The 22,097-nt window shown below is 68.1% G+C and carries 20 protein-coding genes and 1 pseudogene; 4 read left to right on the forward strand and 17 right to left on the reverse strand.

Annotated features, from left to right (window positions below):
- Position 1: 1 nt before the first annotated feature.
- The 7 genes and pseudogenes from O9335_RS05360 to O9335_RS05390 form a co-directional block, all read right to left on the reverse strand.
- The gene (locus O9335_RS05360) at positions 2 to 745 is read right to left on the reverse strand and encodes a 1-acyl-sn-glycerol-3-phosphate acyltransferase (protein WP_298384657.1); all 744 of its coding nucleotides are present in this window, start codon (positions 743 to 745) and stop codon (positions 2 to 4) included.
- Positions 742 to 2,022 carry a dihydroorotase gene (locus tag O9335_RS05365; protein ID WP_298384660.1) on the reverse strand — a complete coding sequence of 427 codons (1,281 nt, stop codon included), beginning with the start codon at positions 2,020 to 2,022 and terminating at the stop codon, positions 742 to 744. Before O9335_RS05365 ends, O9335_RS05360 begins: the two co-directional genes overlap by 4 nt.
- Positions 2,019 to 2,972: pseudogene (locus tag O9335_RS05370) on the reverse strand (aspartate carbamoyltransferase catalytic subunit); the annotation flags it as partial. The gene O9335_RS05365 and the pseudogene O9335_RS05370, both read right to left, overlap by 4 nt.
- Before the next feature lie 8 nt (positions 2,973 to 2,980).
- Positions 2,981 to 3,490 (reverse strand): bifunctional pyr operon transcriptional regulator/uracil phosphoribosyltransferase PyrR, encoded by a 510-nt coding sequence (pyrR, locus tag O9335_RS05375; protein ID WP_127681809.1) that lies wholly within the window; start codon positions 3,488 to 3,490, stop codon positions 2,981 to 2,983.
- Positions 3,487 to 3,882, reverse strand: coding sequence for a Holliday junction resolvase RuvX (gene ruvX / locus O9335_RS05380; RefSeq protein ID WP_298384669.1), 396 nt, complete (start codon positions 3,880 to 3,882; stop codon positions 3,487 to 3,489). Before ruvX ends, pyrR begins: the two co-directional genes overlap by 4 nt.
- Positions 3,879 to 4,466 carry a YqgE/AlgH family protein gene (locus O9335_RS05385; protein ID WP_298384673.1) on the reverse strand — a complete coding sequence of 196 codons (588 nt, stop codon included), beginning with the start codon at positions 4,464 to 4,466 and terminating at the stop codon, positions 3,879 to 3,881. The genes ruvX and O9335_RS05385 overlap by 4 nt, the downstream gene beginning before the upstream one ends.
- Position 4,467: 1 nt before the next feature.
- Positions 4,468 to 5,409 (reverse strand): RluA family pseudouridine synthase, encoded by a 942-nt coding sequence (locus O9335_RS05390; RefSeq protein WP_298384676.1) that lies wholly within the window; start codon positions 5,407 to 5,409, stop codon positions 4,468 to 4,470.
- 640 nt (positions 5,410 to 6,049) lie between these two features.
- Between O9335_RS05390 and O9335_RS05395 the strand changes: the two genes are divergently transcribed.
- The 4 genes from O9335_RS05395 (at position 6,050) to O9335_RS05410 (ending at position 11,752) form a co-directional block, all read left to right on the forward strand.
- Positions 6,050 to 9,001: an Rne/Rng family ribonuclease gene (locus O9335_RS05395; protein ID WP_298384679.1), complete on the forward strand. Its 2,952-nt coding sequence runs from the start codon at positions 6,050 to 6,052 to the stop codon at positions 8,999 to 9,001.
- A 116-nt stretch (positions 9,002 to 9,117) separates the two neighbouring features.
- Positions 9,118 to 9,519, forward strand: a complete 402-nt coding sequence (locus O9335_RS05400; protein ID WP_298384682.1) for a GntR family transcriptional regulator — start codon at positions 9,118 to 9,120, stop codon at positions 9,517 to 9,519.
- Positions 9,516 to 10,379 (forward strand): ABC transporter ATP-binding protein, encoded by an 864-nt coding sequence (locus O9335_RS05405; RefSeq protein ID WP_298384685.1) that lies wholly within the window; start codon positions 9,516 to 9,518, stop codon positions 10,377 to 10,379. Before O9335_RS05400 ends, O9335_RS05405 begins: the two co-directional genes overlap by 4 nt.
- The gene (locus O9335_RS05410; protein ID WP_298384688.1) at positions 10,376 to 11,752 is read left to right on the forward strand and encodes a hypothetical protein; all 1,377 of its coding nucleotides are present in this window, start codon (positions 10,376 to 10,378) and stop codon (positions 11,750 to 11,752) included. The genes O9335_RS05405 and O9335_RS05410 overlap by 4 nt, the downstream gene beginning before the upstream one ends.
- A gap of 117 nt (positions 11,753 to 11,869) precedes the next feature.
- On the opposite strand, the gene O9335_RS05415 is transcribed toward O9335_RS05410, so the two are convergent.
- From O9335_RS05415 to lepA, 10 genes are all read right to left on the reverse strand, one after another.
- Positions 11,870 to 13,426: a M4 family metallopeptidase gene (locus tag O9335_RS05415; RefSeq protein ID WP_298384690.1), complete on the reverse strand. Its 1,557-nt coding sequence runs from the start codon at positions 13,424 to 13,426 to the stop codon at positions 11,870 to 11,872.
- A 296-nt stretch (positions 13,427 to 13,722) separates the two neighbouring features.
- Positions 13,723 to 14,796 (reverse strand): beta-N-acetylhexosaminidase, encoded by a 1,074-nt coding sequence (nagZ, locus tag O9335_RS05420; protein WP_298384694.1) that lies wholly within the window; start codon positions 14,794 to 14,796, stop codon positions 13,723 to 13,725.
- The gene (gene acpS / locus O9335_RS05425; RefSeq protein ID WP_298384699.1) at positions 14,797 to 15,198 is read right to left on the reverse strand and encodes a holo-ACP synthase; all 402 of its coding nucleotides are present in this window, start codon (positions 15,196 to 15,198) and stop codon (positions 14,797 to 14,799) included.
- Complete coding sequence (locus O9335_RS05430; RefSeq protein ID WP_298384702.1) at positions 15,191 to 15,967, reverse strand: pyridoxine 5'-phosphate synthase; 777 nt, start codon at positions 15,965 to 15,967, stop codon at positions 15,191 to 15,193. Before O9335_RS05430 ends, acpS begins: the two co-directional genes overlap by 8 nt.
- Positions 15,964 to 16,707 carry a DNA repair protein RecO gene (gene recO, locus O9335_RS05435; protein WP_298384705.1) on the reverse strand — a complete coding sequence of 248 codons (744 nt, stop codon included), beginning with the start codon at positions 16,705 to 16,707 and terminating at the stop codon, positions 15,964 to 15,966. Before recO ends, O9335_RS05430 begins: the two co-directional genes overlap by 4 nt.
- A 144-nt stretch (positions 16,708 to 16,851) precedes the next feature.
- Positions 16,852 to 17,820: a GTPase Era gene (gene era / locus O9335_RS05440; RefSeq protein ID WP_298384708.1), complete on the reverse strand. Its 969-nt coding sequence runs from the start codon at positions 17,818 to 17,820 to the stop codon at positions 16,852 to 16,854.
- Positions 17,817 to 18,512 carry a ribonuclease III gene (gene rnc, locus O9335_RS05445; RefSeq protein ID WP_298384712.1) on the reverse strand — a complete coding sequence of 232 codons (696 nt, stop codon included), beginning with the start codon at positions 18,510 to 18,512 and terminating at the stop codon, positions 17,817 to 17,819. Before rnc ends, era begins: the two co-directional genes overlap by 4 nt.
- Complete coding sequence (locus tag O9335_RS05450; RefSeq protein ID WP_298384715.1) at positions 18,512 to 18,874, reverse strand: DUF4845 domain-containing protein; 363 nt, start codon at positions 18,872 to 18,874, stop codon at positions 18,512 to 18,514. The genes rnc and O9335_RS05450 overlap by 1 nt, the downstream gene beginning before the upstream one ends.
- A gap of 43 nt (positions 18,875 to 18,917) precedes the next feature.
- A complete protein-coding gene (gene lepB / locus O9335_RS05455; protein WP_367185401.1) occupies positions 18,918 to 19,934 on the reverse strand; it encodes a signal peptidase I in 1,017 nt (338 codons plus the stop codon).
- A complete protein-coding gene (lepA, locus tag O9335_RS05460) occupies positions 19,931 to 21,739 on the reverse strand; it encodes a translation elongation factor 4 (protein ID WP_298384718.1) in 1,809 nt (602 codons plus the stop codon). The genes lepB and lepA overlap by 4 nt, the downstream gene beginning before the upstream one ends.
- Positions 21,740 to 22,097 lie beyond the last annotated feature (358 nt).

Raw genomic sequence — 22,097 nt, forward strand, 5'->3', positions numbered from 1 at the left:
CTCAACAGGGGTCTTGCAAGGCCGCTTGGATGCGCTCGCGCGCCAAGTCGGCCAGCACCCGTCGCTCCAGGGCCTGGGTGTCGATCGCCGGCAAGATCGTCAGCTCGGCCGCCAGCCCGCGTGCGCTGGCGATGCGCCAAATCGACTGCAGCAGCGTCGTCTCCCCCACGTAGCAAGCCGCCTGCGCGAAGCGCTCGCCCGGCGCATGGAAGCGCAAGGCCAAGGGCAACAGCGGGGCGTCCACGCTGACAGCCGCCTGCAGCAGGTTCGCGTGGAAGGGCAACAGCGCCGGGCCGGTGCCCGTGGTGCCCTCGGGGAAGAGGGCCACGGTGTCGCCCGCCTTGAGCGCTTCGGCGCAGTGGTGCACCACCCTCAGCGCATCGCGCTTGCGCTCGCGCTCGATGAACAAGGTGCCTGCCGCGGCCACCATCCAACCGATGAGCGGCCAAGCGCGCACGTCGGCCTTGGAGACGAAGCGGGCCTGCGGCAACGCGGCGTGCACCACGGCGATGTCCAGCCAGCTCACATGGTTGGCCACGATCAAGGCGGCACGCGGCACCGGACCGCGTTGGTGCACCGTCAAGGCCAAGCCCAGGGCCCGCAGCAGGCCCGCGCTCCAGCGCTGGATGAAGCCCTGCCGCTGCACCGCATCGCGGCGCGGGAACAGCAGGGCCAGCACCAGCAGGCCGTGCAGCACATGCAGCAGCACGCGCAGCAGGCGCCAAACGGCGCGCAGCGAGCTCACCCGTGCACGCGCCGACCGGCCACCCAGGTGCCGAGCACACGGCCGGGCAACTCCAGGCCGCTGCGTCCGAACGCAAAGGGCGTGCTCTTGCCGCGACTGACCAGCGCCTCGGGCGTCACCGCCCAGCGCTGTGCGGGGTCGAACAGCACGAGGTCGGCGGCGGCGCCTTCGATCAAGCGGGCCTGGCGCCCGGCCACCTGAGCGGCGCGCTGGGTGACCGGCGCCAGGGCCTGGGGCAAGCCCAGGCCGCTCTGCTCGCCCCAATGCAAGGCCAAGCCCAGCAGCAGTTCCACGGCGGTGGCCCCGGGGGCCGCTTCGGCAAAGGGCAGCACCTTGGCATCGTCGTCGATGGGCGCGTGGTCGCTCACCAGCGCGTCGATCGTGCCATCGGCCAAGGCGACGCGCAGCGCGTCGCGATCGCGGGCTTGGCGCAGGGGCGGCTCCAAGCGGGCGGCGCTGTCGAAGTGACCGATGTCCACGTCGGTGAGGTGCAGGGAGTGCACCGACACGTCGGCCGTGACGGCCAAGCCCTCGGCCTTGGCAGCGCGCAGCAAGGCCACGCCGGCCGCGCTGGACAAGCGCTGCAGGTGCACGCGGGCGCCCGTGGCGCGCATCAACTCAAACACCGTGTGCATGGCGATCGTCTCGGCCATGGCCGGCACGCCGGCAAGACCCAGGCGCGTGGCCAAAGGCCCGCTGCCGGCCACGCCGCCGCCCAGGAACGAGTCCTTGGGGCGCAGCCACACCGTGTGGCCGAAGCTGGCCGCGTACTGCAGCGCGCGCCACAGCACCGCCGTGTTGCGGATGGGCTGTTCGGCCTGCGACAGGCCCAGGCAGCCGGCTTCCACCAGCGCGCCCATCTCGGCCAGGATCTCGCCGCCCAAGCCCCGCGTCAACGCGCCCAGGGGCAGCACGTGCGCCAGCGCGGCGCGCTCGCAGCGCCAGTGCAGCATGTCCACCAGGCCGGGTTCGTCCAGCACCGGGTCGGTGTCAGGCGGGCACACCAAGGTGGTGACGCCCCCGGCCGCAGCGGCGCGCAACTCGGTTTCGATGCCACCTTCCAGCGAGGCACCGCTGGCGCGCAAGCGGGCGTGCAAATCCACCAGGCCCGGGGCCAGCACCGCGCCCTGGGCGTTGATCGTGTCGGTGGCAGCGAATCCCGCCGGTGCAGCGCCCACGCCCACGATGCGGCCGTCGGCCACCGCCAGGTCTCCCACTCGGTCGAGACCGGTGGCCGGATCGACCAAGCGCGCGCTTTGAATCAGAAGGTTGCTCATGCTTCGTTCCCTGCCAGGATGGCCATCACCGCCATGCGCACCGCGATGCCGAAGCTGACCTGCGGCAGGATCACGCTGTGCGCGCCGTCGGCCACGCGGGAGTCGATTTCCACACCGCGGTTGATCGGGCCGGGGTGCATCACGATGCAGTCGGGCTTGGCCAGCGCCAGCCGCTCTTCGGTCAAGCCGTAGTGCTGGAAGTACTCACCCGAGCTGGGCAGCAGCGCCCCGCTCATGCGCTCGTTTTGCAGGCGCAGGGTGATCACCACGTCCGCATCTTTGATGCCCTCTTCCAGGTCGTGGCACACGCGCACGCCCATCTCGCGCAGGTCGCCGGGCACCAGGGTCTTGGGGCCGACGGCACGGATGTCGGGCACGCCCAGGATGCTGAGTGCATGGATGTCGGAGCGGGCCACGCGGCTGTGCACGATGTCGCCCACGATGGCCACGGACAGCTGCGTGAAGTCGCGCTTGTAGTGGCGGATCGTGTACATGTCGAGCAGGCCCTGCGTCGGGTGCGAGTGCCGACCGTCGCCCGCGTTCACCACGTGCACGTGCGGCGCGCAGTGCTGGGCGATCAAGTACGGCGCACCGCTTTCGCTGTGCCGCACCACGAACATGTCAGCGTGCATGGCGCTCAGGTTGGCCACCGTGTCCAGCAAGGTCTCGCCCTTGGCGGTGGAGCTGCGCGCGATGTCGAGGTTCAGCACGTCGGCGCTCAGGCGCTTGGCGGCGATCTCGAAGGTCGTGCGCGTGCGCGTGCTGTTTTCGAAGAACAGGTTGAACACCGACTTGCCGCGCAGCAGGGGCACCTTTTTCACGTCGCGGTCGCTGACGGAAACGAAGGTGCTGGCGGTGTCCAGGATGTGCGTCAGCACCGCCTTGGGCAGGCCCTCGATGGAGAGCAGGTGGATCAGCTCGCCGTGCTTGTTGAGTTGGGGGTGGCGTTTGCTGAGCATCAGACGGTCTCCACGTCCAGGGTGAAGGCGTCGCCCTCGCGACGCAGGTGCAGGCGTTGGTTCGCCGCCAGGCTGATGCGGGCAGCGGCGAGGTCGGCCGCGATGGGCAACTCGCGGCCGTTGCGGTCCACCAGCACGGCCAGGCCCACGCGGGCCGGGCGGCCGAAGTCGTACAGCTCGTTGATCACGGCGCGCGTGGTGCGGCCGGTCCACAGCACGTCGTCCACCAGCAGCACGGGGGCGCCGTCGATCGACTCCGTCAGCTTGGTCGCGTCGGCCGTGGCCGACAGGCCGCGGGCCCCGAAGTCGTCGCGGTGCAAGCGGCTGCTGATCACACCCGGGCTGCCGCTGCGACCCAGGTCGCGATGCAGGCGCTCGGCCAACCAGGCGCCGCCGCTCCAGATGCCCACCAGCTGGGCGCCCACCCACTCGGGGCGGCTCAACAAGGCGCGGGTCTGCGCCAGCAGCTCCGCGTACAGGGTTTCGGCGTCCAAGGCCAAGGCGCTCATGGCGAACTCTCTCGGTAAAACTGGTCCAGGATCAAGGCGGCCGCGGTGGCGTCCACGTCGCGTGCGCCCATCGATTCGGCCTCCACGCTGGTGTAGCGCTCGTCCACCTCGAACACTGGCTTGTGGAAGCGGCCGCGCAGGGTGGCGGCGAACTGGGTGGCCGCCGCCGTCATCGCGTGCGGCGCGCCATCGGGGTGGCGGGGCACACCCACCACCAGGGCGTCGGGCTGCCACTCTTTCAGCAGGCGTTCGATGGCCGGGAACACGGCCTTGCCCGGCTCGGTCAGCGTCGTCAGCGGCCGGGCCCCGGCCAGGCGCGCGCCCGTGGCCACGCCCACGCGGCGCAGCCCGAAGTCGAAGGCCAGCGCCGCTTGCACGTCCCCAGGCTTCAAGCGTGGCCCGCCTCTTGGCTGAGCATGCGGGGATCGATGCCCAAGAGTGCCAGCGCGCGCTGGTAGCGCTCTTCGACCGGGGTGTCGAAGATGAGTTCGGGCGTCGCATGGACGGTCAGCCAGCCATTGCGGCCGATCTCTTCTTCCAGCTGACCGGCCGACCAGCCGCTGTAGCCCAGCGTGATCAGGAGCTTGCGCGGCCCTGCGCCGTGGCTGAGCGCTTCGAGCACGTCGCGGCTGGTGGTCATCTCGAGGCCACCGGGAATCGGCAGGCTGGCGTTGTAGTGCCCGCCCTCTTCGTTGAGCTTCTCGTGCAACACAAAGCCGCGCTCGGTCTGCACCGGCCCGCCGAAGAACACCGGCGAGCCGTGCAAGTCGTCGCGGTTGAGGCGCAGATCCACCTTCTCGAACAGGCCGTTCAGGTCGAGGTCGATGGGCTTGTTGATCACCAAGCCCAAGGCGCCTTGGTCGTTGTGCTCGCAAAGGTAGACGACCGCGCCGGCGAACACCTCGTCGGCCATGCCGGGCATGGCGATGAGGAACTGGTTGGTGAGGTCCATCGAGGCCTTGGGCATGGACCCCATTCTAAAGAGCCGGGGTCAGCAAGGCGCGGCATTCCACCGGCCATGGGGCCTCGCACACCACCTCGGGCCCCGTCACCGGATGCGCGAACACCAGGCGGTGCGCGTGCAGGAACATGCGCTCGAAACGCTTGGGGCCGCGAGCCAGGTCGCGGTTCTTGGCGAAGTCGCCGTACTTCGGGTCGCCCACGATGGGGTGGCCGGCCTCGGCCAAGTGCACCCGAATCTGATGGGTGCGGCCGGTCTTGATGGTCACGTCCAGCAGGCTGGCCCAGCCCAGGCGCTGCGCCACTTTGACCAGGGTGATGGAGCGCTTGGCCTGCTCGGCCGCGGGGTCGTGCGAGGTGGTGACCTGGCGCACGCGACGCTCGCCGTCGGCGTCCAGGTACTTGTGCAGGGCCACGTCGATGACCTTGAGCCTTTCGGGCCAGTCGCCCCACACCAGGGCGGCGTAGGTCTTGCCGGTGGAGCGCCCACGGAACTGGTCTTGCAGGTGAGTGAGTGCTGACCGCTTTTTGGCCAGCACCAGCACGCCGCTGGTTTCCTTGTCCAGGCGGTGCACCAATTCCAGAAACTTGGCCTGAGGCCGGGCGCGGCGCAGCTGCTCGATCACGCCGAAGCTCACGCCCGAGCCGCCGTGCACGGCCACGCCGGCGGGCTTGTCGATCACCAGTAGGTGCTCGTCTTCGAACAGCACGGGGAATTCGCGCGGCGGCGCGGCGGGGGCGTTGTCGGCTGCGCGCTCGGGCAAACGCACGGGCGGGATGCGCACCACGTCGCCCACATTCAGGCGGGTGTCGGCCTGGGCGCGGCCCTTGTTGACGCGCACCTCGCCAGCCCGGATCACGCGGTAAACGTGGGTCTTGGGCACGCCCTTGAGTTCGCGCAGCAGGAAGTTGTCGAGCCGCTGGCCGTCGCTGCCCTCGTCCACCGTGGCGTGACGCACGACCGCATTGGGGCTTGTCCCAGAGGGCAGGCGGCTGGGCGCTTGGGGTTTGCCTTCTATAATGCCGCTTGCCATTGGTGTCGTAAGTCGTTGATCTTCAAGATTTTATGCGCCGACCCTTCTGGCACCCCGTGATGCCACGGCGGTTTGGGCAGGCAGGCCGCACCCCCAGGTGGTGCGCGCGGCCCGCGAGAACCGCTGGCGTTGCAGTGTGAATGAACCGCGTCAGGCCATCTGCGTTGCTGCAGGTTGACCGGACACCCCGAACAAGGTTTTTGCGCGTGGTTGAAGCCCCCAAGCGGGGCGGCAACCGCGCCTGGCGCCCACCAAGCGCCCCGTTGTGCGCCATGTCGCTACCCCGTCCCGCCACGGTTTGCAGCCGCCGCCCCGACCACGCCGCCCGCATGACGCGGCGCTGGGCCGGGCGTTGCCGCTGGGCCGGGCCGGGCGGCGCGTCGTCGGGCCGGCGGGACTGCTTCGCGAGCGCCCGTGCCAACGTGCCACCGGCCAGCCCACAACGCTGAGCCCCCTGCACCCAGGGCGATTCCTTTCCCTTTCGGTTCACTCCACCGCACGGCGTCGTTTGCCACTGGCCTCCCGGCCGGCGGCGCCCCGTTGAAAGCGATAGGAGATACCGACGATGAAGCGCATGCTCATCAATGCGACGCAGCCCGAAGAGCGTCGCTTGGCCGTGGTCGATGGCCAGAAACTCATCGACTTTGAAACCGAGATCGAAGGGCGCGAACAGCGCAAGGGCAATATCTACAAGGCGGTGGTCACCCGCGTGGAGCCCAGCCTCGAAGCCTGCTTCGTCGACTACGGCGAAGACCGCCACGGCTTCCTGCCCTTCAAGGAAATCGCCAAGACGTACTTCAAGGAAGGCGTTTCGGCCCGCGACGCCAAGATCCAGGACGTCATCCACAACGGCCAAGAGCTGTTGGTGCAGGTCGAAAAGGAAGAGCGTGGCAACAAGGGTGCCGCCCTGACCACCTTCATCAGCCTGGCCGGTCGCTACGTGGTGCTGATGCCCAACAACCCGCGCGGCGGTGGCGTGAGCCGCCGCATCGAGGGCGAGGACCGCGAAGAGCTCAAAGAAAACCTCGAAAGCCTGGACTACCCCAAGGGCATGAGCCTGATCGCCCGCACCGCGGGCATCGGCCGCAGCGCGCCCGAATTGCAGTGGGACCTGAACTACCTGCTCAAGCTCTGGACGGCCATCGACGAAGCGGCACGAGGCGGCAAGGGCGCTTACCTGATTTATCAGGAGAGCAGCCTGGTCATCCGCGCCATCCGCGACTACTTCCACGCGGACATCGGCGAGATCTTGATCGACACCGACGACATCTACGAGCAGGCCAAGCAGTTCATGGCCCACGTGATGCCGGAAACGGCCAACCGCGTGAAGCGCTACCGCGACGACGCGGCGCTGTTCAGCCGCTTCCAGATTGAGCACCAGATCGAAACGGCCTTCAGCCGCACGGTGAACCTGCCCTCGGGCGGCGCCATCGTGATCGACCACACCGAAGCGTTGGTCTCGGTGGACGTGAACTCGGCCCGCGCCACGCGCGGCAGCGACATCGAGGAAACCGCCACCCGCACCAACCTGGAAGCCGCCGACGAAATCGCCCGCCAGTGCCGCTTGCGCGACCTGGGCGGCTTGATCGTCGTCGACTTCATCGACATGGACGAGGGCAAGAACCGCCGCGAGGTGGAGACCCGCCTGCGCGATGCGCTGCGCCACGACCGCGCACGCGTGCAGTTTTCGTCCATCAGTAAGTTCGGCCTGCTGGAGTTGAGCCGCCAGCGACTGCGCCCAGCGCTGAGCGAAGGCAGCCACATCACCTGCCCGCGCTGCAACGGCACCGGCCACATCCGCGACACCGAAAGCTCCGCGCTGCAAATCCTGCGCATGGTGCAAGAGGAGTCGATGAAGGACAACACGGCCGCCGTGCACGTGCAAGTGCCGGTGGAGGTGACCTCCTTCCTGCTGAACGAAAAGCGCGCCGAGATCAGCAAGATCGAACTCAAGCAGCGCGTCAACGTGCTGCTGATCCCCAACCCGCACCTGCAAACCCCGAACTACAAGCTGGAACGCCTGCGCCACGACGACCCGCGTCTGGACGCCTTCAAGGCCAGCTACACCATGATCGAGGAGCCGGAAGACGAGGTGGGCATCACCCGCCGCGAGAAGGCCAAGCCGCGCCAGGAGCCCCTGATCAAGGGCGTGTTGCCCGACCAGCCGGCGCCCATCGCCCCACCCCCACCGGCCCCGGCGCCAGCGCCCGTGGTGGCCGCCCCCGTCGCCGCGCCAGCTCCCGCCGCGGGCGGCGGCTTCTTCGGTTGGATCAAGTCGTTGTTCGGTGGCGGCAGCGCGCCTGCGCCAGCGGCTCCTGCCCCCGCCGAGGCCAAGCCGGCCGAGGGCAAGCCGGGCGAGCGCCGGCCGCGCAGCGAGCGTGGCGACCGGGGTGACCGGGGCGATGGCCGCCGCGGTGAGCGCGGTGAACGGGGCGATGGCAACCGCCGGGGTGAGCGCAGCGGCGAAGGCCGCCGCCGCGACGGCAAACCCGAAGGGCAGCGCGACGGCCAACGCGACGGCCAAGCCCGAGGCGACCGCGCCGAGCGCGCCGACAAACCAGCTCGCGCCGAGGGGGCCGAGGCCGACAATCGCCAAGGCGCCCGCCGTGAGCGGGGCGAGCGCGGCTCCCGGAGCGAGCGGGGCGAGCGGAACGAACGAAGCGATCGCGCCCCGCGCCGCGAGCACAGCGACGAGCAAGCCGCTCAGGCCCAAGAGCTCATGGGCGCCAGCGCCGTCCCGACCGACCTGCACAACGCGCCGCCTGCCTACGTGGGCGATGCCGCGGTCGACGCGAACGAGCGCATCGAGCCGCTGCACGGCGAACCCGTCAGCAATGCCTTGGCCGAAGAAAAACAAGGTCGCCGCCGCCGCCGCCGCCGCGGTGGCCGCGGGGGCGACGGCACCGAAGCCGAGGGACCGATCGACGAGGGCTCAGCCTCACCCGCCTCTGAAGAAACCGGCGCCAGCGAAGCCAGCCGCCCATCGGACCTGCCCGAGGCCCTGCCAGTCGACGCCGAGGCCGACGAGCCTGCCGAGGGCCACAGCCAGGAAGAGGGGCGCCGCCGTCGCCGGCGCGGCCCGCGCCGTGACCGTGGAAGCGAAGAGCCTTCCGCCGCGGAAACGGGTGCCGACAGTTCGGCAGCCGACGCTGAGCCCATCCATGCCCGTGCCGACGCCAGCGCCGAGGCAACCGAGGCCACGGCGGCTTCGGCCAGCGCCGAAGCGCTGGCGCCACCCCAGGCGGCCGACCCCATCGTGGTGGCCGCCGCACCAGCACCAGCGACCTTCGAACTGCCGCTGAGCGACCTGAAGGCGCTGGCCGAAGGCGCTGGCCTGACGTGGGTGCACTCCGACGCCGACAAGGTCGCGGCCGCCCAAGCGGCCATCGCCGCCGAAGCCCGCCCCGTGCGCGTGCCGCGCGAGCGAGCGCCGATGGTGGTGCTGGACGAAGGCCCCTTGGTCTTGGTCGAGACCAAGAAGGACCTGTCGCAGATCAAGCTGCCCTTCGACCAGTAAGTTCGTCCGACAACCCTCGGCACAGCCGCTGCGCCCCTCGGGGCCCAGCGGCTTTTTTGCGTCTGCCCCCAACACGTCCCTTGGTGTGTATTATCTTATTAATACACTAATGCACCATGTTCGACATCCAACCCAGCAGCACCACACCGATCTACCGCCAGGTGGTCGACCAAGTGCGCCGTCTCATTGCCGGCGGGCAACTGCGGGCGGGCGACGAGTTGCCCAGCGTGCGCAGCGTGGCCGACCGCCATGCCATCAACCCGATGACGGTGAGCAAGGCCTACAGCCTGTTGGAGGCCGAAGGCCTGCTGACGCGCCGCCGCGGCGTGGGCATGGCCGTGGCCGAGGGCGCTGCCCGCGCCAGCAGCTCGGACGACCGCCTGGCGCTGCTGGCACCAGCGCTGGAAGCCGCGGCGCAGCAGGCCCAACAACTGGGCATTGCCGCCGACGCCGCCCTGGCCAGCTTTCACCGCCACTTGCTGGCGCACCCCTGTCACCCCACCGACCCCTCGCCATGACCGAGCCACACCCGCCCTTCGCCATCGAAACCGACGCGCTGTCCCTGCTGCATCCCGACTTCAGCCGCGGATCCGCCTGGCTGCTGGACGACATCAGCGTGCGCATCCCCACCGGCGCCGTGGTGGGACTGGTGGGCCGCAACGGCGCCGGCAAAAGCAGCTTGATGCGCTGCTTGCTGGGCCTGAGCGTGCCTTACAGCGGTCATGCTCAGTTGATGGGTTGCCCCAGCACAGCCTTGACGGACTCGGTGCTCGAGCGCCTGGGCTACGTGGCGCAAACGCCCGACCTGTTCGGTTGGCTCAACGGCCACGATCACCTCAACGAGATGGCCCAGGTCTACGCCCACTTCGACATGAAGCGCGCCTTGAAGCTGGCGCTGCGCCTGGAATCGCCCCTGGGCCAACGGGCCGACAAGCTGTCGGTGGGTGACCAACAGAAACTGGCCGTCGTGCTGGCCCTGGCGCACGACCCCGACCTGCTGTTGATGGACGAACCCGTGGCCAGCCTGGACCCCCTGAGCCGCCGCGCTTTCATGCGCGCCTTGTTCGCCGATCGGGCCGCTGAGGCCACGCCACGCACCGTGCTCATCAGCAGCCATTTGCTCAGCGATTTGGAGCGCGTGGTCAGCCACGTCCTGTTTCTGCGGCAAGGGCGGGTGCAGTTGTTCGGCACCTGGGACGAGTTGAGCGAGCACTTGGTGCGTCTGCCCCTGCAAACCCACCCTGGCCCCGCGCCCGGCCTCGTGCATTGGAGCGCCAACGCGAAGCAAGCGGTGGTGGACGCGCGCCACTGGCCCGGCGCGCTGCACGGCGCCCAGCCCATGGCCATGGACGACTTGTTCGAGGCTTTGCACGCATGAAGCCCCCTTCCCTTTGGGCCCCAGCCCGCAGCGGCCTGGAGGCGGTGTGGGGCCCCGCCTGGCCCTTGCTGCTCCTGATCCTCGCCTTTCCGGGGGGGCTCGCCCTGATGTTCGCCGCCGCCAGCCGACACGACGCGACCCTGGTTCAAGGCCTCTTCAGCACCCTGGGCGTGGGGGGCGCGGCACTCGCCTTGTGCGTGACTGCCTGGGCGGTGCATCGGCAGGCGCGCGTGCAGCGCATCTGGAGCAGCCGCCTGGCCCCGCTGTCGGCAGCACGCCGGGTGACGACGGCCGTCGGCCATGGGTTGATGGTGGCCGGGGCCGTCACCGCCCTGCCGCTCTTGCTGCTGGGCGCCGCACAGGGCCACATCGGCAACGCCCTGGCGGGTGCCGGTCTGCTCGCCGCGCTGATGCTGATCACGGCCGCCTGGGCGGGCGCATGGCAAGGCCGGCTGCCCTGGCTCGCCTTGTCACCCGGCGCCTTGGTGGGGGTCGCCGCGCTGGCCATCGGTCCCCAGACGTTATGGGCCGCGTGGACCGCCTGCCCCTGGCAGATGCACGCCCTGGCGATGCTGGTCGGTGTGGCCGGGCTTCCGCCGCTGCTGGCCGCACGCACCCGGCGCGGTGCGGTCGTCCCCGCCCTGGTGTGGGCCCACCAATGGGCACAGTGGCAGCACGGGTGGCGCCGCGGCTACCGCGGCATCCGGGAGCGCGGCGAAGCCGAAACCCCCCCCTGGTGGGTGGGGGGCTTTGCCTACCCCAGCCTGGGGGCCATCGACTTCACCCAAAGCCTCGGCATTGCCAATTGGGAAACGATCGCCGCAACGGTGGGCAGCCTCTTCTTGGCCGCCCTTTTCTTCACGTTGACCTACCAAAACCTGTTCAGCGCCGACCTGCATTGGCGGCAGTGGTTGGCCCCGAGGGGGCAGCTGCGCCGTGCCTTGGGCCTGCGCGTGCTGGCCCACAGCGCGGCCGCCCATGCGCGCGTGGGCTGCGTGCTGTTGCTGCTGGTGGGCGGGGTCGTGGCCCTGTGGCCCTGGGGCGATCGTGTGGCCAACCTCCAGTCCGCCGGCCAGGTGGCTGCGGCCTGGACGCTGTACTGGCTGCTGGCCCTGCCCGCTGCGGTGTGGTTGCGGGGATGGAAGGCCCGCCCATTGCAACGCCTGCTGATGTCCGTGGGCATCGTGCTGATGTGGCTGCTCATGGGCGCCGTGCTGGCGATGGCCGGCATCACCCAACGAGGCCCGTTGCTGCTGGGCTTGGTCGTGCTCAGCGGCTTGGTGATGCTGCCCGCCATCCAAGCCGCGTGGCGAAACCGCGATCTGGCCGACTTCATGCCCACGGCCACACGCCTCGGGCCAGAGCAGCCCTGAGGCCGCAACGCACGGACGACCGCGACACGAAAGCGCTGCGTCGAGTCCATTGGACATGAGACGGGCTGCGGAAAAAACATGGGCCCCGAAGGGCCCGTGTCCGTGAGCAGTAGGGCGTCAGTTGACGTTCACGGCCTTCCAGGCGGCGGCAACGGCATTCACGTTGGCCGAACCCGCACCGTACAAATCGGCCGCTGCCTTGAGCGTGGCCGAGCGGGCCCCGGCGTAGTTGGTGCTCGACGTCATGTAGACCGTCAAGGCGCGGTACCAGATCTTGCCGGCCACATCGCGGCCGATGCCCGTCAGGGTTCCGGTGCCGGTGGCGGTCTTGGTGTCGGTGGCTTGGCAGGTTTTGCTGGCGCCAAAACCGTTGCCGCCGGTGCCTTCGGCCAACAAGAAGAAGAAGTGGTTGGCGACGCCCGAGCTGTAGTGAACATCCAGCGAACCCAAGGTGCTGTACCAGCAATCTGCGCTGGAGCCGTCTTTGCTGGGCTGGTTCATGTAGCGCAGTGCCTTGCCGCCGCCGCTCTTGTAGAGCTTTTCTCCAATCAGGTAGTCGCCCGGATCGCTGGCATTGCGGGCATAAAGCTCCACCAGGGTCCCGAAGATGTCGCTGGTCGCTTCGTTCAGGCCACCCGACTCGCCCGAGTAGGTCAGGTTGGCCGTGCGGCTGATCACGCCGTGCGTCATTTCGTGACCGGCCACGTCGAGCGAGTCGAAGGGGTTGAAGGTCGTGCCATCGCCGTCGCCGTAGGTCATGCAAAAGCAGCTGTCCGACCAGTACGCGTTGTTGTACTTGCTGTTGTAGTGGACCTTGTTGTAAGCACCCCTGCCGTCGTTGGCGATGCCCAAGCGTCCGTGCACGGCCTTGTAATAGTCCCAGGTCGTGGCCGTCCCGTACTGAGCATCCACCCCGATGGTCTGGGTGTTGGCCAAAGTGTTGTCGCCCCAGGTGTTGTCAGCATCGCTGAAGACGGTGCCCGAGCCGCTGGTCTTGTTGGCCATGTTCGTGGTGTAGGTGTTGCCGCGCGACGGGTCACGCAGGTAGTACCTCCCGCTCACCAGATCGGTGGTCAGGGTCACGTTGCCGCTGAAAAAGCTGCGGCCCGTGCCTTGCGCCGAGGCGGTGTGGATGTCGTCCCAGGCTTCGAGAACCCCGCCGGTCAAGGCATCCACGATCACGTGCTTTTCCATCGGCGTGCCGTCGGCCTTCGCGCCCTGCACCTCCACCTCATAAGCCAGTCGCGGCGCGGCACCGCGGGCATAGATCACCTTCTTTGGCGCGCCCTCCGAGGTGCCCGGGTGCACCGCCAGTGCCGCACGCCGCGCTTCGGCGGGGTTCAGTCGCCCGGCGGTGTCGGCTTTCGGGTTGAACCGCAGGTTGTGCGTGGTGCCACGGAATTGGCCGCGCGGGTCGATGTGCATGACGATGTCGCCGCCGATCACACGCAAACCCTTCACGCGGCGGTTGAAGCGAACGTGCGACTGGCCGTCGGCATCCTGGATCGTGTCGCGACGCTCGTAGCTGTGGTCGGCATCGTCCAACGTGAAGCCAGGGAAACCTTTCAAGTGCAGGCGTGCCTGGCCTTCGACCGTGGGCGGCTCGGCATGAGCGGCCGCTCCCAAGGCAACCAAGCAGGCGATCAAAGGGGCGTGGGCGGGTTTGCGAAACATCGTGAGGGTCCTGAAGATGAAGGGATGAAGGAACCCGAGTGGCGGATGACAGCTCGCACGATCGGTGCGTGAATTGTTCGCAAGTTAGGCGTTGCTTTCCCACAAATTCGGGAGGGGTTTTCGTCAATCCCGGGTAAACGCCAAGACGATGCTCCGCTGCATCGGCCCACGGGCCGTGGGCGGCCGCCCCGAGCCTTCAGAGGGGAGGAGGGAATCGGGCCACGGCGGGGGTTTGCAACGCCGAGTGCGGGGCTTGGGGGGCAGAGAGCGGCCATGAACGATGGCCTCTCGCCTGGTCAGCCAGGCAAGCGCTCCAACGCAGCGTGGTAAGCCGGGTCGGCCATCAACTCGTCCCAACCGAGCGGCGGCGTGGCTGGCAGCAAGGCCAGGCGCCGGAATTCGCTGTCCTCGTCCGGGCGCCACAGCCCGCTGGCATGCGCGGCTTGCAGCCCCACGAGCAGGTCGTCGATGGCGGCGCCGGCCTGGACGGGCGACTCGTTGCACAGCAGCACCAAGTCGCAGCCCGCCTGCAAAGCCGCCACGGCGGCTTCGGCATGGCTGACCGGTCGCCCTTCGATGACCCGTGCACCGGCCATGCCCAGGTCGTCCGAAAAAATGGCGCCTTGGAAGCGCAGTCGCTCGCGCAAGATGTCCCGCAGCCACACCGACGAGAAGCCCGCCGGCCGCGCGCACACCTTGGGGTAGACCACATGGGCTGGCATCACCGCCCCCATCACGCCCCCCAGCCAACCGTAGGGAGCGGCGTCGTCGGCCAGGATCGCCTTGAGGCTGCGTCGGTCCACCGGGATGGCATGGTGGCTGTCGGCCTTGACATGGCCATGCCCCGGGAAGTGCTTGCCGCAACCCTGCATGCCGCCCCGCAACAGACCGTGCATCAGGCTCTTGGCCAGCAAAGCCACCACGCGCGGGTCGCGGTGGAACGCGCGGTTGCCGATGACCGCGCTGTGGCCATGGTCCAGGTCAAGCACGGGCGTGAAGCTGAAGTCGATGCCGCAGGCGCGCAACTCCAAGGCCAGCACCTCGCCGCACGCGCTGGCGGCTGCGGTGGCCTTCATCGGGTCGTCCATCCACACCTCGCCCAGGGTGCGCATGGCGGGCAAGTGGGTGAACCCATCGCGCGTGAAACGCTGCACACGCCCGCCCTCGTGGTCGATGGCGATGAGCACGTCGGGCCGCACGGCCTTGATGTCCGCGGTAAGCTGGGTGATCTGCGCCCGGCTTTCGCAGTTGCGGGCGAACAAGATGACCCCGCCCGTCAGTGGGTGCTTGAGGCGGTGGCGCTCGGCGCTGCTCAACGAGGTGCCTGCAACGTCGAGCACCAAGGGCGCGTGGGGAGTGGCTTCCAGCATTCAATCCTCCTGTTGAAGCAGCACGGTGGCCACGGCCACGGTGCGTTCGTCGCTCACACTGACCCAGGCGTGCAAGCGTCGAGTGCGCATCATGTCGGCCAAGGCGCCATGCCATTGCCAAGTGGGCTGTCCCGCGTCGTTGGGCAAGAGCTCACAGGCCTGAAAGGCCATGGGTGGGCGCATGCCGGTGCCCAGGGCCTTGGCCAAAGCCTCTTTGGCGGCAAAGCGCGTTGCCAGGAAGGCAGCGCCCCGGGCGGGTGCACCCGCGCGCCGGGCCCGGAACAGAACCTGCTCTTGCGGCCCCAGGATCCTGTCGGCAAACCGGTCGCCATGGCGTGCCAGGGCCTCGGTCATGCGGGCGATCTCGCACACGTCGGTGCCCAGACCGACCACCTCAGGCATAGGCCGCCTGGATGGCCCGCAGGTAAGCGCGCACGGTTTGGGTGTAGCCGGCTTCGAGCGCATCGGCGACGAGCGCATGACCGATCGACACCTCTTGCACACCGGGCACTGCACGCAGGAAATCGGTGAGGTTGCGTTGGTTCAGGTCGTGGCCCGCGTTGACCCCCAAGCCCACCTGAAGCGCCGCCTGGGCCGCAGCGGCGTAGCGCTGCAACTGCGCCGCCTGGTCGGGGGTGCCATGCGCTGCGGCGTAGGGCTCGGTGTAGAGCTCCACGCGGTCGGCACCGAGCGCCGCGGCATGGGCCATCGCCTCGGGCAGCGGGTCCATGAACAGGCTGACGCGCACGCCCAGGGCCTTGCACTCCGCGATCAAGGGGCGCAAGCGCTCGCCATCGGCGGGCAAGTCCCAGCCGTGGTCGCTGGTCGACTGCTCGACGCTGTCGGGCACGAAGGTGGCCTGGTGCGGGCGCGTGGCGCGCACCAGTTCCATCAGGTTGTGCGTGGGGTTGCCCTCGATGTTGAATTCGGCCTGCGGCCAGGCTTTCAGCAGCGCGGCCAGGTCGTGCACGTCGTGAGCGCGAATGTGGCGCTCGTCGGGCCGCGGGTGCACGGTGATGCCCTGTGCCCCCGCCAGGAGACACGCTTCCGCCGCCTTCACCACGCTCGGGATACCCAAATGCCGCGTGTTGCGCAGCAGGGCCACCTTGTTGACGTTGACCGACAGCGCACAGCGGGCGTCGTGGGCGAAAGGGGCGATGAGGGGGTTCATGAAGACAGCAAATCGTGCGCCTGGTGCAGCACCGCGCGGCTGCGCAGCGGCTGATGGCCCAAATGGTAGTGGAGCACCCCGCGCAGCGCGCTCTTCAAAAGCGATCGCTCGCCGCTGTGCGCCAGCAGTTCGGCACGCTGCGTCAAAGGGCCCTGCAGGCCCAGCCACAGCGCCCCACTCACCCCTTCGTCGCTGCCCACCAAGCCCAGTTCGGGCGACAGCGCGTAGCGCCGACCCGGCTGAAGCGCTGCCTGCGTCACCGAGTCCACGTCCAGCGCCGGCAGCCAGCCCAAATCCTCCAGCAGCGCCAACTCGAACGCCCGCAACCAAGGCTCGGCCGCCTGCCCGGGGTGCGACAGCGCCAGCACGGTTTGTGCATAGGCGTCCCACAACACCGGGTGCGGCTGCGCGCGCACCAGCAAGCGCATCAACAGTTCGTTCAAGTAGTAGGCCGCGAGCAAAGCGCCGCCGGCAGGCAGCGGGTGCTCGGCGCCCCACTCGGCGTGCCGCAGGGTGTGAATGTCGGCCGCCTCGTCCGCCTTGGTCTTGGCCAGCTGCAAGTGCAGGCGCTGCATGGGCAGCAGCACCGCGCGCAGCTGCGAGGTCGGTCGCTTCGCGCCCTTCGCCACCACCGCCAAGCGCCCCAGTTCGCGCGTGAACACGTCCAGCACGAGGCTGGATTCACTCCAGTCGTAGGCGTGCAGGACGAAGGCGTGGAGGCCGGGGGATTTCGTCACCATGGGGTTCAGGTCGAAGCCGCGAAACTGTGGGCCAGGGGCCGTCGCGAGCGGCCGCAGGGTGGCAGGAGGAACGGAACCGTACACCCGTACGGTGAGTACCGGAGGGCCGCCCTGCGGTTGCGCAGCAGGCCTATGGCCCGCCGTTCACTCGTAGCCGTAAGAGCGCAAGTGTTCCTCGTTGTCGGCCCAACCGCCGCGCACCTTCACCCACAACTCCAAGAAGACCCGGCTTTCGGTCAGCTTCTCCAGCTCTTGCCGGGCCTCGCTGCCGATGCGCTTGAGCCGCTCCCCGCCCTGACCGATCACCATGCCCTTGTGGGCCTCGCGCTCCACCACGATGGCCGCCGCGATGCGCCGCACCGGGGCCTTGGGCACACGCAGCCCGGCTTGCGGCGCGGCCGCGGGCTCGGGGTCGGGCTCGGCCTCCTCGTCCCACTTCTCGATGACGACGGTGCAGCTGTAAGGCAGTTCATCGCCGGTCAGGCGGAACAGCTTTTCCCGGATGAGCTCGCTGGCCAGGAAGCGCTCGCTGCGGTCGGTCAGCGCGTCTTCCTCGAAGAACCAGGGTTGCTCCGGCAGGTGGGGCGCGATGATGCCGAACAAGCGCTCCACGTCGGCCGCCTTGCGGGCGCTCAGCGGCACGAACTCGGTGAAGGGGTGGCGCTCCTGCATGTCCTTCAGCCAGGGCAGCAGGTCGGCGCGGCGGTGGATGGCATCGAGCTTGTTGGCCACCAGCACCACGGGTTTGTCGCGCGGCAACAAGGCCAGCACCTTGGCGTCATCCAGCCCGAACTTGCCGGCTTCGACCACCAGCAGCACCATGTCCACGTCGCTCAGGGCCCCTTGCACGGTGCGGTTAAGCGTGCGGTTGAGCGCGTTGCTGTGGCGGGTTTGAAAGCCCGGGGTGTCGACGAACACGAACTGCGTCTCGCCCACGGTGCGAACGCCGGTGATGCGGTGGCGCGTGGTTTGCGCCTTCTTGCTGGTGATCGACACCTTTTGGCCCACCAAGGCATTCAAGAGCGTGGACTTGCCCACATTGGGGCGGCCCACGATGGCGATGAGGCCGCAACGCTGGGCAGCGGTGGGTGAATCGGCGGGGGCGGGGCTCATGACGAACTTTCTCGGGAGGCGTTGAGAACGGCCAGCACCTGGGCGGCCGCGTCTTGTTCGGCGGCCCGGCGCGACGTGCCTCGACCGGTGGCTTGCACCGCCAAGGCCGACACGGCGCACGCCACCTCGAACTGCTGCCGGTGCGCCTGACCCTGGGTGGCCACGATGCGGTACTGAGGCAACGGGTGCTTGCGGCCTTGCAGCCACTCTTGCAAAGCGGTCTTGGCGTCCTTGGCCCAACGCGCATCGCTGGGGGCGCCCGCCACCAAGGGCGCAAACAGCCGCGTGACGACGGTGTGCGCCGCGTCGAAGCCCCCGTCCAAGTGGATGGCGCCCACCAGGGCCTCCAGGGCATCGGCCAAGATGGACGCCCGCTGGGCACCGCCCGAGCGGGCTTCGCCTTCGCTCAAGCGGATGCAGGCGGGCAGGCCAATCTGAACCGCCAAGGCGTGCAAACTCGCCTCGCGCACGAGATGCGCCCGCATGCGCGACAACTCGCCTTCGTCGGCCTCAGACGCCTGTCCGAACAAGAGCTGGCTGACCGCCAGGTTCAACACCGCATCGCCCAGGAACTCCAGGCGTTCGTTGTGCGTGCCCGCATGGCTGCGGTGGGTGAGCGCCCGGGTGAGCAGTTGCGGATCGCGGAACCGGTACCCCACCGCCTGCGCGACCGCCTCGGGCGCACCGGCCATCAGCGCGACCTGCCCTCGTACTTCATCACCAGGTAGGCCGGGCCCCCGATGTGGATCTCGCGCTGGTAGGCGAACTCGATGACCACCTTCTCGTTTTCCTTGGTCACGATGAGATCGCTCGAGTCGAGCAGGATGGAGTACTCGACCGACTTGATCCGGTCGAACTCGGCCTTCGCAGCCGCCACCGTCGCCGGGTTGGTCTGCGCGATCGTGTTGACCGTCTTCTGAACGGTGAAGTACTCCAACACCGTGGGCACGACCTTCATGCCCACCACGGCCAAGAAAGCGATCACCACGCCCCAGAACAACAAACCAATCAGCGTGATGCCACGTTGGCCTTTCGCCCCGTTCGAGATGGTCATGTCTTCGCTCCCGGTTGAAGAAGGTACAAGCTTACTCAAGCGCTCAGCGGATGGGACCGATGCGGCTGAAATCCCAGAAGTGCATCCACACGGCCGAGGCCTTGCCCACGATGTTCTCGTCCGGCACGAAACCCCAGAAGCGGCTGTCCTCGGAGTTGTCGCGGCTGTCGCCCATCATGAAGTAGTGGCCCGGTGGCACCGTGCAGGTCAGGCCTTCCAACGTGTGCTGGCACTGGTCGGCGTGCGGCCGCGTGGGATCGCCTGGGATCAGGGGCTGGAGGTGCCGCTCCACCAGGATGTCGTGGGACAAGGCCCCCAACTGCTCGGTGTAGCGGGTGCGCGAGACCGCCCCACTGCGGTCGTAAAACGGCCCCTGGAGTGTCGTGGGCACCTCTTGCCCGTTCAAGTACAGCTTCTGGTTGCGCCAGGTCACGACGTCACCCGGCACGGCGACCACCCGCTTGATGTAGTCCACCGCCGGGTTCTTGGGGTAGCGAAACACCATGACGTCGCCGCGCTGCACCGGGTGGTTGTCGACGATCTTCTTGTTGATCACCGGCAGCCGAATGCCGTAGTGGAACTTGTTCACCACGATCAGGTCGCCCACCAACAAGGTGGGCACCATGGAGCCCGAGGGGATGCGGAAGGGCTCGAACACGAAGGATCGCAGCAAGAACACCGCCAGCAGCACGGGAAACAGGCCCGCCGTCCAATCCAGCCACCAGGGCTGACGCAGCAGCGCCTGGCGCGCCCCTTCGATGTCGGTCACATCGGCCTTCAGCCCCTGAGCCGCCCACTTGGCCCGGCGTTCGGCGTCAGCGGCCACCAGGGCCTCGGCCGCGCGGCGGCGTTGCGGCAAAAAGCAAAAACGCTCGGCCAGCCAATACGCGAACGTGACCAAGGACAACACGAACAGCAGCAGCGCGAAGTTGCCGGTCCACAGGTCGCGAATCCAGCCGAAGGCGTACACCGCCAAGGCGGCAAACAGAGCCGCAGTCAGCGAACTCATCAGCCGCGCGATGCCATCGACCTGGGCTTCATTCGGGGGGTTGGCACTCATTCTTCCACCTGAAGGATGGCCAGGAAGGCCTCTTGCGGGACCTCCACCGAGCCGATTTGTTTCATGCGCTTCTTGCCGGCCTTTTGCTTTTCCAGCAGCTTGCGCTTGCGGGTGATGTCACCGCCGTAGCACTTGGCGATCACGTTCTTGCGCAAGGCCTTGATGTCCTCGCGGGCGATGATCTTGACGCCGATGGCCGCCTGAATGGAGACGTCGTACATCTGGCGCGGGATGATCTCGCGCATCTTGGCCGCCACCTGGCGGCCGCGGAACTGGCTCTGGCTGCGGTGCACGATGATGGCCAGCGCATCGATGCGATCGCCGTTGATCAGCATGTCCACCTTCACCACGTCGGAGGCCCGGTACTCCTTGAACTCGTAGTCCATCGAGGCGTAACCGCGGCTGACGGATTTGAGTTTGTCGAAGAAGTCCAGCACGATTTCGGCCAGCGGCATCTCGTAGGTCAGGTGCACCTGCTTGCCGTGGTAGGCCATCTCAATCTGCACGCCGCGCTTTTGGTTCGCCAGCGTCATCACGGCGCCCACGTACTCCTGCGGTTGGTACAGGTGCACGGTCACGATGGGCTCGCGGATCTCTTCGATCTTGCCCGGCTCGGGCATCTTGCTGGGGTTTTCCACCTCCAGCACCGTGCCATCGCCCAACACCACCTCGTACACCACGCTGGGGGCGGTGGTGATCAGGTCCTGGTCGAACTCGCGCTCGAGACGCTCCTGCACGATTTCCATGTGCAGCAAGCCCAAGAACCCGCACCGGAAGCCAAACCCGAGGGCCTGGCTGACCTCGGGCTCGAACCGCAGCGACGAATCGTTCAGCTGGAGCTTTTCCAAGGCGTCGCGCAGCTGGTCGTACTCGCTGGCCTCGGTCGGGTACAGGCCCGCAAACACCTGCGGCTGGATCTCCTTGAAGCCCGGCAGGGCCTCGGTCGCAGGCCCCAGGTTGTTGGGCAGCTTCTTCTCGAGCGTGATGGTGTCGCCCACCTTGGCCGCCGCCAGCTCCTTGATGCCAGCAATGATGAAGCCCACCTCGCCCGCGTTGAGCTGATCCCGCGCCTCGCTCTTGGGCGTGAAGACGCCCAATTGGTCGGCCGGGTAAACGGCGTTGGTCGCCATCATGCGGATGCGCTCGCCTTTGCGCAGCGTCCCATCCACCACGCGCACCAACATGACCACGCCCACGTAGTTGTCGAACCAACTGTCGATGATCATGGCGCGCAGCGGCGCTTCGGCCACGCCTCGCGGCGGCGGCATGCGGGTGATCACGGCCTCCAGGATCTCGTCGATGCCCATGCCCGACTTGGCGGAGCAGGGAATCGCGTCGGTGGCATCGATGCCGATGACGTCCTCGATTTCCGCCTTCGCGTTGTCCGGGTCGGCGGCCGGCAAGTCCATCTTGTTGAGCACGGGCACCACCTCCACGCCCAGGTCGAGCGCGGTGTAGCAGTTGGCCACGGTTTGCGCCTCCACGCCCTGGCTGGCGTCCACCACCAACAGCGCGCCTTCGCAGGCACTCAGGCTGCGGCTGACTTCGTAAGAGAAGTCCACGTGGCCCGGGGTGTCGATCAGGTTGAGGTTGTAGGTCTTGCCATCGCGTGCCGTGTACTTCAGGGCCGCCGTTTGGGCCTTGATGGTGATGCCGCGCTCGCGCTCGATGTCCATCGAGTCGAGCACCTGGGCCTCCATCTCGCGGTCGGCCAAGCCACCACAGCGTTGAATGAGTCGGTCGGCCAGCGTGCTTTTGCCGTGGTCGATGTGGGCAATGATCGAGAAATTGCGGATGTGATCCATGCAAGCCTGGGTGCCACGCCCGCAGTCAGGCGGACGAAATGGCGGGTCGTGTTGCCAGCGCCAGCGCGTCAGCGCCATCACTGGAGAAGCGGAGCCGCGAGGGCCGAGCCGAGCCTAAAAAAAAGGCACGTCCAAGGGGCAGACGCGCCTTCCAACAAAACGTATGGCAACTGCTTGTTGGGGAGGCGATTGTAGCGAAATCACCCGTTGGGAGCAGCCCCCGCTCCGCCGTCGAACCCGCGTGGCGGCGGCCCCACAGGCCACTTATCCACAGGCTACGCACAGCCGGCCCACAGCATCAAGCCTCAGCCATGACCAAAAAACAAGAATGGCCGCCAAGCAGGCGGCCATTCCAACC

Origin of the sequence: Inhella sp., from assembly GCF_027532025.1 — a bacterium.
In the GTDB taxonomy this organism is placed as follows: Bacteria; Pseudomonadota; Gammaproteobacteria; order Burkholderiales; family Burkholderiaceae_C; genus Inhella.